Below are 7,088 nucleotides of genomic sequence, written 5' to 3'. Positions count from 1 at the left end.
AAGTCGAGCTGGTATTAGTGAAGAAAAAAAACCTATTGGCTCTTTTCTTTTTGTCGTCTTCAAGACCTTCAAGCGATTGATTTATGTCACCTTTTACGTTCATTGCACCGTCTCGGACTTTTTTAATTTTATCTTGCAGCTGTTCATTTTCACTTTTTACTGACTTATGTTCATTCTCTTTTTTTTGGTGCAAAATTAAAAGATCAAGCTCCTTTTTCAACTCAAGATTTCGCTCACGAAGAGCAGCAATGTCAACTTCTAGCTTCTCAATTTCACGTATTAACTCATCAATGTTGCCTGGCTTTTGGGCTTGAACATTGTTCTTGAGCTGTTTCAAATTTTCGCCGATAGTGTCAAAACTGCTGCGGTCGTTGTTTAGCTCTTCGGCGGCCGCGTCAGCGGCCGCCGCGCCGCCGACATTATATGAAGATGGAAGGAAGTTGTTTTGAGACTTGTCTGCGAAAGAGTTTAAAAGAATGTTCGTCGGCAACTCCGACGGCTTGCTATCCATCTGATACTTTTTTTTGAATTTTTCAACCTGCTCGTTAATCTGATCGAGCGTATGAGCTGGCTCATTAAAGTGTGTATTAATACGACTTAGTTCAAAAGTGCGCTTGTCCGGAATTGAGTCAAACTCACTTTTCTCAATCTCTTGAATTTTAAGAACTTCGTATTTTTTGAAGTACTCTTCAATTCGTTTTTGATGGTCTTCATCTTTAGTTTTTATTTCGGCGAAAACGGTGCTGTTATCATCGTAAGATTTGTTGAGTTTTACAGAATAGTATTTTTTCATTTTTTAGTCCTTATTTAAGATTTTGTGTAAAAATAGTAAAAAATAGAAGAAGATAGCGCCAAAAAAAAGAGTATTTTTAGTATAAATACAGCGGTACTTTTTGAATTAGCTTTTTGCGCCTCTTCCATTTTTTGGATTTTATTGGTCAGTACGATAGGATCTATCAGCCTGACCGTGTTTACGAGAACCTCTAGCTTATGTGTTTGTCTCTGAACAAGCGAGAGAGTATGATTAACTGTCTCATTTGCCTCAAGAAGCTGTTTTCGAGCTATTTGGAGCTCGATTACGATTTTTTGGGCTTCGCTTAAATTGAAGTCACTCATTCTTAAATGCCTTAGCAATTATCGAATGCGCCGGGAGTATGCACTCCTCGGTAAAGACTTTAGAGTCGCCCAGGATCTCAAGAGTCAGGGAATGCGAGTATATCGCTGGGCGGTCCATTGTCACAAAGGCGGCGTCTAGCAGCTCTTCAAGCTCTTTTTTAAGCTGATCGTCACTTGCAATCTCGTATATAGTTTTTTTGAGCCTGCGGCTTAGGTCGACGACATCACTATCAACAAGTACAAAATAAGGATATTTTGAACCGAACTCCTCAAAAAATGCAGAATATTGGAACTGTAAACGCTTAGAGTCGCGCCCATGGCGCGAACGCGTGAGGGAGAAGATAACAGGAATATCAAACTCATGAACTAACTCAAGCGTGCGCTTTGCATTTATAAAGTCTTGCGCGCCGCTCGAAATTGGGATGATAATAAGATTAACAAGTTTATACATGTTGGTTTGTTTTAAACTAAGAATAAACTTAGAAGTAGTCTCGTTGCCTCCCACATCAATCACGCTATTTACACTGGAATTTATAAAAAGATCGCGCACAGTTGCATTTAGGTCTTTTGCATTTACCTCAACTTGAACCTGCCTTGTTTTCACGGTCGTAGCTGTGAAGGCAGCGGCATCTTGGTTCTGATTGTCGAGCTCGCAGAGCTCGACTAGCTCGCTTTGCGCGAGAAAAAAAGTAGAGGCGACTTGCAAAGCTGTAGTGCTTTTGCCGCTGCCACCCTTTGTGTTTAGGATTAATATTGTCATTTTTGTTCTCCTTTTTTAATTTCAAAAACTATGTGGTCAAGGGGTTGAATTGATAGTGACCGATTTACGGCCAATTTATTGACTAATTTTGGGTATTTATCGGGATTTTTAATCCTAATAATTCTCCCCTTATCAGGTGAATCTTCAAGCCATTCAATTTCGAAATCGTCGGGGTCTATCTCGGATTCTACGTCTGACACTGGAACTGTTATTTTTAATTTTTGCATTTTTCTTTTTCCTTATAATAGGGCTTTATTGAAGATTTAGGAGCGGTTAAGCCCCTTTTTGTTTCTTTTGATAAAAGCTAAAGAGGTACTCCCAAATTTTGAGCGCCTCTTCTTTTGAGATTATTTTGGAGTTAACTATGTTCACGATATAACCACTCTCGTTAATTTTAAAGGGGGTTGTCGGTTCGTACCCTATACCCTGAGTGTTAAAGGGTACGTTTGTGTTTTTCTTGATAAAATGGCTCTTAAAGCTCTGTAGATTTTTAAAGATATCTCTAGAGAGAGAATTATTATCTTCATTGTTTTGATAATTAATATTATTATATGTAGTGCGTTGACGGGATGCCGTTGAACGGGATGCCGTTGACGGCATACCCGTGACGGCATACCCGTGACGGCATTGCCGTAAGGGATACCCCGTTGTAATAATTGCTCTGGCGTAATTAGCTCAACTTTTTCAAGCTCCGAGATAATTTCATGAAGATATCCAACAGCAAGCTTTTGCGAGTCAAAAGCCCAATATGTGGTAAATAGACCACCTTTCTCGCGAGTCTGAAATCGAAATAAATAATAACCTTGCTCAAGTTCCTTGATTGCACTCCGAACACTTTTATTTCCATCATTTGAGCCGATTTCTATGCTTTTTAAGCTCACCTCAAAGTCATTGCTGTAACTCTCTAAAACGGCACCTAATCCCTTTGCTTTTAGACTTAAACTGCGATTTCGCAACATATTTACATGCACTTGAGCATATTGATTTTCTTTCTTTTTTAGCTTAATTTTCATTTTTAGTGCCTTTTTTATTTACTTTTGATATGTTGCAATTGATGCAGTTCATGTGGTTGTGTATTAAGTCTTAGTTCTCTAATTTTAGTCGAGGCGACTAACTTGCTACTTCTACTATGTTGCCATTTATGTAATCTTCTATCCATTCTTTTTTATACACGCAGACATTCCCGACTTTTGAGAATTTAATTTTGCGAGCAGTTCTCAAATTTCTGAGAGTTGTTTTTGAGATTGGCAATAAGCCATCTATTCCTTTAGAGACTTCTTCTGTTGTGTAGTATTCTTTTTTTCTATTTTCCTGCATTTTATATTTCCTTGTTTTACATAAGATAGTAATAATTACTATTTTTGTTTATTTTATATGTTTTAAACTTAATTCAAACTAAATTGAGTTTAATCTTTAGGTATGTTACTGTACTTTTCTTATTTTTTATTCCTTTTATTCTTATTATTAAAACATATCTATATTTTATAGTCAAGTTATTGTTTTATTTAATAATTTTTGTTTGTATTTTTTTTGAGATATAATTATGAATTATAAAAGGACACTAAAAATGGACAACAAAACGCTAATGAGTACATTTTTCGGCTTTTCGCCGGCCACTTACTATAGTTGGCGGCGAGAAAGACGCCCGGTAATTTTATTTTTTGAGAAATATTTTCAAAAAGAAGAGTTAGAAGAGTTTTTAGAGACCGGTAAAATTAAAAGACTTGATAATTATTATAATTCACTCATTATATTTGTGCCGGCAGATGGTCAATTATTGCAGTTCGAGATTAAAAAAGATGAGTTTGACGTTGAGCTGTGGCAAGCTAGCAACATAATGCAGCGTGGGTTTAGCGCCAAGCGAGAAGGTGTTTTGAAATTTAAAAAAACGACCGACAAAGATTACAAGTATAAACTCGACAAAAAATTAAAAGAGCTAATTGAATCTCAACCAGATAAAAAACTAGCCTTCTTTATTAAATAGTTCATGCGCATGCGAAAGGAGATATGATTTAAGGATACAAAAGTCTAAAATATCTCCGGAGTGAGTAGGTTATGCCTACACCGATACCTGCACTTTTACGCCTACAGGTACGGCGACAACTTCTTTTTCAAGTTTCCACCTATAAAATTTATTGAGATTGATCTGACTGAAATCATTGTGACCATGCTTTTTAAGCTCAACTTTATTTGTTTCTGTAATTGGTTATATACTTAATAATATTGAGTTTAGATATTATTTTGAAAGAAAATAAAAAGGAGCAATATTTGAAACAGGTAATAAATGAAACTATAGAAGCATTACAAAATAAAGCTAAAGATGTAGGTGCAAGCGATGATGAAATAATTAACTGTGGGAATAATGAGGAATGTTTAAAAAGATTGATCGATAGATTAATCAACGAACAGAGCGATGAGGAACGGAAATCAGAGATGCAAAAAATATTAGAGCAATCACAACATAAACAAGATTTAGTAAACTAAATAAGCAAATAGTTTTAATTTACAACAGTATGTTATAATAACATCATAATAAAATTAAATTTAAGGGGTTTAGAATGCACTCTTTAGTATTAAAAGTAGATAATGGGTTTTATGCGCAGCTCCTGTCTTTTTTAAATCAAAACAAGCGACAAGTAAATATACTTGAAGATATAGAAGACGACGGATATCCATCTATTTCAAAAGATGAAGCAAGAGAAAGAGTATCAGCGGCAGTAGAAGAATACAGAAGCGGGAAGATGAAAACAGTGCCCTACTCTCAAGGTATGGATGAAATCGATAATTGGTTAAATAGCCTTTAATGAGAATAGAAAAAAATCCATCTTTCAATGATAAACTTTTCTCAATTTTAAAATATATTGCTATCAACAACCCTGCAAACGCTAAAAAATTCAAAAAAAAATTAGATGAAAAAATAACTGCTCTTGTAAACATGCCTTTCAAATATAGACAATCAATACATTTTGATGATTTAAACACAAGAGATTTGATTTTTAAAGGTTATACCATACCCTACATCATAGATAATAACGTGATAATCATTATTGACATATTTAAATGGGAAGATAAATAAATCTACTACTTGTTGCGGTAAATGTTGCGGTAAGGCTTTTTTAAAAGCTTTAAAACCTCCTAAAATAGGCACTTAAAAGCATATCAAGTTTACCTCGACAAGGTAAAAGTCACTGGTTCGAGTCCAGTTGTGAGCACCATCATTCGTTACTACTTCATTACCTCAATTTAAAAATCTCATCTTAGTATATAGTTTACTTACTTATTCTCATAATGATACTCACTATAAACTATCAATTCAATGCTTTTTTGTAACTATTTTATGGTATCATTTTAGCATGAGTAAGAAAGATAAACTATTAAGCAGATTTTTAAAAGTGCCCCCAAATAAGGATTTAACATTTGACGAACTTCAAACTCTGCTTATCAGTCTTGGTTATGACAATATAGAAGGTAGCGGCTCTGCCGTAAAGTTTTACAACAAAGAGAAAGACAATCTCATAAACTTGCATAAACCGCACCCTAGCAACATCTTAAAAATCTATCTTGTAAAACAGATCCAAACCAAGCTAAAGGAGATAATATAATGGCAAATACAATCGAATATAAAGGCTATATCGGTTCAATAGAGTATTCTAGTGATGACAAACTCTTTTTTGGAAAAGTAGAGCTTATCGATGATTTGGTAACCTTTGAAGCAGATAGCGCAAGTGAACTAGAGACAAACTTTCATAATGCTGTCGATGAGTATCTGCAAACATGTAAAGAGTTAGGAAGAAAGCCGCAAAAGACTTATAAAGGTGTATTTAATGTCAGAATCGACCCCAAGTTACATCAAAAAATACATCAAGAAGCACTTAAAGCAGGCGTTTCTTTGAATGCCTTTATTCAAAATTTATTGAAAACAAAAATCCATTCTGCATAAAATATAAACTTGCTGTGACGTTGCAGTAAGTTCTCTAACTTTCACTTATCCCTTTTGCACATATATATCCGCTGCTAAATGCCCATTGAAAATTGTATCCGCCAAGCTCACCCGTTACATCAACGACTTCGCCAATAAAGAAGAGTCCTTTTACATCTAATGCTTCCATACTGTATGGATTTAGCTCTTCACTCAAGACTCCGCCGCGGCACACTTCAGCTTTTGAAAAACCGAAATTTCCTGCAGGCGCGAACTCGTAATCGTGAATACGTGCTAACTTCTCTTTTATCTCATTTGTGACCTTTTTGCACTCGATATCTTCTATATCAAGAGCTGCCAAAAGTGCTTTTGAGAGTCTTTTTGGAAGCGGTATAACTGAACTTAGCTGTTTTTTACTTCCTTTAATAAGCTCTAAAATATTATTATCGGGAAGAAAATCAATCGAAATATTTCCCTTTTGCCAGTAGAGCGACGCTGAGAGAACTACGGGGCCGCTTATGCCTTTGTGAGCAAAAAGAAGCTCCTCTTTTAGGATTTTGCCATCAACCTTTATATTAGCATAACAGCTAAGCCCGCTTAGCTCTTTCATCCAAAACTGCTCTTTTTGAACGGTAAGCCCGACAAGTGCGGGAGAAAACTCTTTTACTTTTATGCCAAAACTCTTTGCGATTTCAAGACCGATATCACTTGCACCTAGATTTTTATAGCTTTTGCCACCAGTTGCCACGACTACTTTTTTGGCTCTAAAGTGCTCTTTGAGAGTTTTTACTTCAAAAATATCACCCTCTTTTTTTACCCATAAGATCTCACTGTTTAAAAAAAGATCTACGTTCTTTGTATGTTTTTTAAAGATACTTATTATCTCATCTGATGAGTCTTTACAGAAGTAGTAGCGCTTTTTTCTCACTACGGGTTCAAGGTCGTTCTTGTGCAGATATTCAAGCAGGTCATCTCTTGAAAAGGTCTCAAAAACATTAAATATAAACTCTTTATCGCCGTCGTAATTGTCTCTGCTTAACTGTGTGTTCGTAATATTACATTTTCCGCCGCCTGAAATTTTCAGCTTCTGGGCAACTTTACTATTTCCATCAACTATTGCGACACTTAGCTTTTTGTCCAAATTTGAGGCACACATAAGTCCGCTTGCACCTGCGCCGAGTATTAAAACATCATATATCTTCATGTCGAAATTATACTTTATGGCACCTTTAGCTATAATACGAAAAATATTTAAAAGTGGAATTAATGAGCAATAAACTTCATATCGTATCT

13 protein-coding genes are annotated in these 7,088 nt (G+C 35.4%); 6 read left to right on the top strand and 7 right to left on the bottom strand.

Annotated elements, in window-relative coordinates:
- From RQ763_RS08055 to RQ763_RS08030, 6 genes are all read right to left on the bottom strand, one after another.
- Positions 1 to 793, bottom strand: a 793-nt coding sequence (locus RQ763_RS08055; RefSeq protein WP_314152258.1) for a hypothetical protein, incomplete at its 3' end; no start/stop codon positions are given.
- 14 nt (positions 794 to 807) lie between these two features.
- Positions 808 to 1,116: a hypothetical protein gene (locus RQ763_RS08050; RefSeq protein ID WP_314152257.1), complete on the bottom strand. Its 309-nt coding sequence runs from the start codon at positions 1,114 to 1,116 to the stop codon at positions 808 to 810.
- The gene (locus RQ763_RS08045; RefSeq protein WP_314152256.1) at positions 1,109 to 1,876 is read right to left on the bottom strand and encodes a division plane positioning ATPase MipZ; all 768 of its coding nucleotides are present in this window, start codon (positions 1,874 to 1,876) and stop codon (positions 1,109 to 1,111) included. Before RQ763_RS08045 ends, RQ763_RS08050 begins: the two co-directional genes overlap by 8 nt.
- Entirely contained in the window at positions 1,873 to 2,103 is a 231-nt protein-coding gene (locus tag RQ763_RS08040; RefSeq protein WP_314152254.1) for a hypothetical protein, read from the bottom strand. The genes RQ763_RS08045 and RQ763_RS08040 overlap by 4 nt, the downstream gene beginning before the upstream one ends.
- A gap of 192 nt (positions 2,104 to 2,295) precedes the next feature.
- Positions 2,296 to 2,889 carry a hypothetical protein gene (locus tag RQ763_RS08035; RefSeq protein ID WP_314152253.1) on the bottom strand — a complete coding sequence of 198 codons (594 nt, stop codon included), beginning with the start codon at positions 2,887 to 2,889 and terminating at the stop codon, positions 2,296 to 2,298.
- Positions 2,890 to 2,986: 97 nt separating this feature from the next.
- A complete protein-coding gene (locus tag RQ763_RS08030; protein ID WP_314152252.1) occupies positions 2,987 to 3,193 on the bottom strand; it encodes a helix-turn-helix domain-containing protein in 207 nt (68 codons plus the stop codon).
- A gap of 250 nt (positions 3,194 to 3,443) precedes the next feature.
- On the opposite strand from RQ763_RS08030, the gene RQ763_RS08025 reads away from it, so the two are divergent.
- From RQ763_RS08025 to RQ763_RS08000, 6 genes are all read left to right on the top strand, one after another.
- Entirely contained in the window at positions 3,444 to 3,860 is a 417-nt protein-coding gene (locus RQ763_RS08025; protein WP_314152251.1) for a hypothetical protein, read from the top strand.
- A 284-nt stretch (positions 3,861 to 4,144) separates the two neighbouring features.
- Positions 4,145 to 4,360, top strand: a complete 216-nt coding sequence (locus RQ763_RS08020) for a hypothetical protein (protein WP_314152249.1) — start codon at positions 4,145 to 4,147, stop codon at positions 4,358 to 4,360.
- Between the two features lie 74 nt (positions 4,361 to 4,434).
- A complete protein-coding gene (locus tag RQ763_RS08015; protein ID WP_314152248.1) occupies positions 4,435 to 4,680 on the top strand; it encodes a hypothetical protein in 246 nt (81 codons plus the stop codon).
- The gene (locus RQ763_RS08010; protein WP_314152247.1) at positions 4,680 to 4,952 is read left to right on the top strand and encodes a type II toxin-antitoxin system RelE/ParE family toxin; all 273 of its coding nucleotides are present in this window, start codon (positions 4,680 to 4,682) and stop codon (positions 4,950 to 4,952) included. The genes RQ763_RS08015 and RQ763_RS08010 overlap by 1 nt, the downstream gene beginning before the upstream one ends.
- A 277-nt stretch (positions 4,953 to 5,229) precedes the next feature.
- Entirely contained in the window at positions 5,230 to 5,478 is a 249-nt protein-coding gene (locus RQ763_RS08005; protein WP_314152245.1) for a type II toxin-antitoxin system HicA family toxin, read from the top strand.
- Positions 5,478 to 5,816, top strand: a complete 339-nt coding sequence (locus tag RQ763_RS08000; RefSeq protein ID WP_294933191.1) for a type II toxin-antitoxin system HicB family antitoxin — start codon at positions 5,478 to 5,480, stop codon at positions 5,814 to 5,816. Before RQ763_RS08005 ends, RQ763_RS08000 begins: the two co-directional genes overlap by 1 nt.
- 34 nt (positions 5,817 to 5,850) lie before the next feature.
- Here RQ763_RS08000 and RQ763_RS07995 read toward each other — a convergent pair.
- Positions 5,851 to 7,088, bottom strand: a 1,238-nt coding sequence (locus RQ763_RS07995) for an aminoacetone oxidase family FAD-binding enzyme (protein WP_314152244.1), incomplete at its 5' end; no start/stop codon positions are given.

Origin of the sequence: Sulfurimonas sp. (assembly GCF_032250635.1) — a bacterium.
Taxonomy (GTDB): Bacteria; Campylobacterota; Campylobacteria; order Campylobacterales; family Sulfurimonadaceae; genus Sulfurimonas.
Note: the sequence above shows the minus strand (reverse complement) of the source record. Positions and strands in the feature narration are given on the sequence as shown.

Coding starts and splice junctions, on each gene's coding strand:
- RQ763_RS08040 (WP_314152254.1), bottom strand. CDS start 2,103: ATGCAAAAATTAAAAATAACAGTTCCAGTGTCAGACGTAGAATCCGAG.
- RQ763_RS08035 (WP_314152253.1), bottom strand. CDS start 2,889: ATGAAAATTAAGCTAAAAAAGAAAGAAAATCAATATGCTCAAGTGCAT.
- RQ763_RS08015 (WP_314152248.1), top strand. CDS start 4,435: ATGCACTCTTTAGTATTAAAAGTAGATAATGGGTTTTATGCGCAGCTC.
- RQ763_RS08045 (WP_314152256.1), bottom strand. CDS start 1,876: ATGACAATATTAATCCTAAACACAAAGGGTGGCAGCGGCAAAAGCACT.
- RQ763_RS08050 (WP_314152257.1), bottom strand. CDS start 1,116: ATGAGTGACTTCAATTTAAGCGAAGCCCAAAAAATCGTAATCGAGCTC.
- RQ763_RS08005 (WP_314152245.1), top strand. CDS start 5,230: ATGAGTAAGAAAGATAAACTATTAAGCAGATTTTTAAAAGTGCCCCCA.
- RQ763_RS08030 (WP_314152252.1), bottom strand. CDS start 3,193: ATGCAGGAAAATAGAAAAAAAGAATACTACACAACAGAAGAAGTCTCT.
- RQ763_RS08010 (WP_314152247.1), top strand. CDS start 4,680: ATGAGAATAGAAAAAAATCCATCTTTCAATGATAAACTTTTCTCAATT.
- RQ763_RS08000 (WP_294933191.1), top strand. CDS start 5,478: ATGGCAAATACAATCGAATATAAAGGCTATATCGGTTCAATAGAGTAT.
- RQ763_RS08025 (WP_314152251.1), top strand. CDS start 3,444: ATGGACAACAAAACGCTAATGAGTACATTTTTCGGCTTTTCGCCGGCC.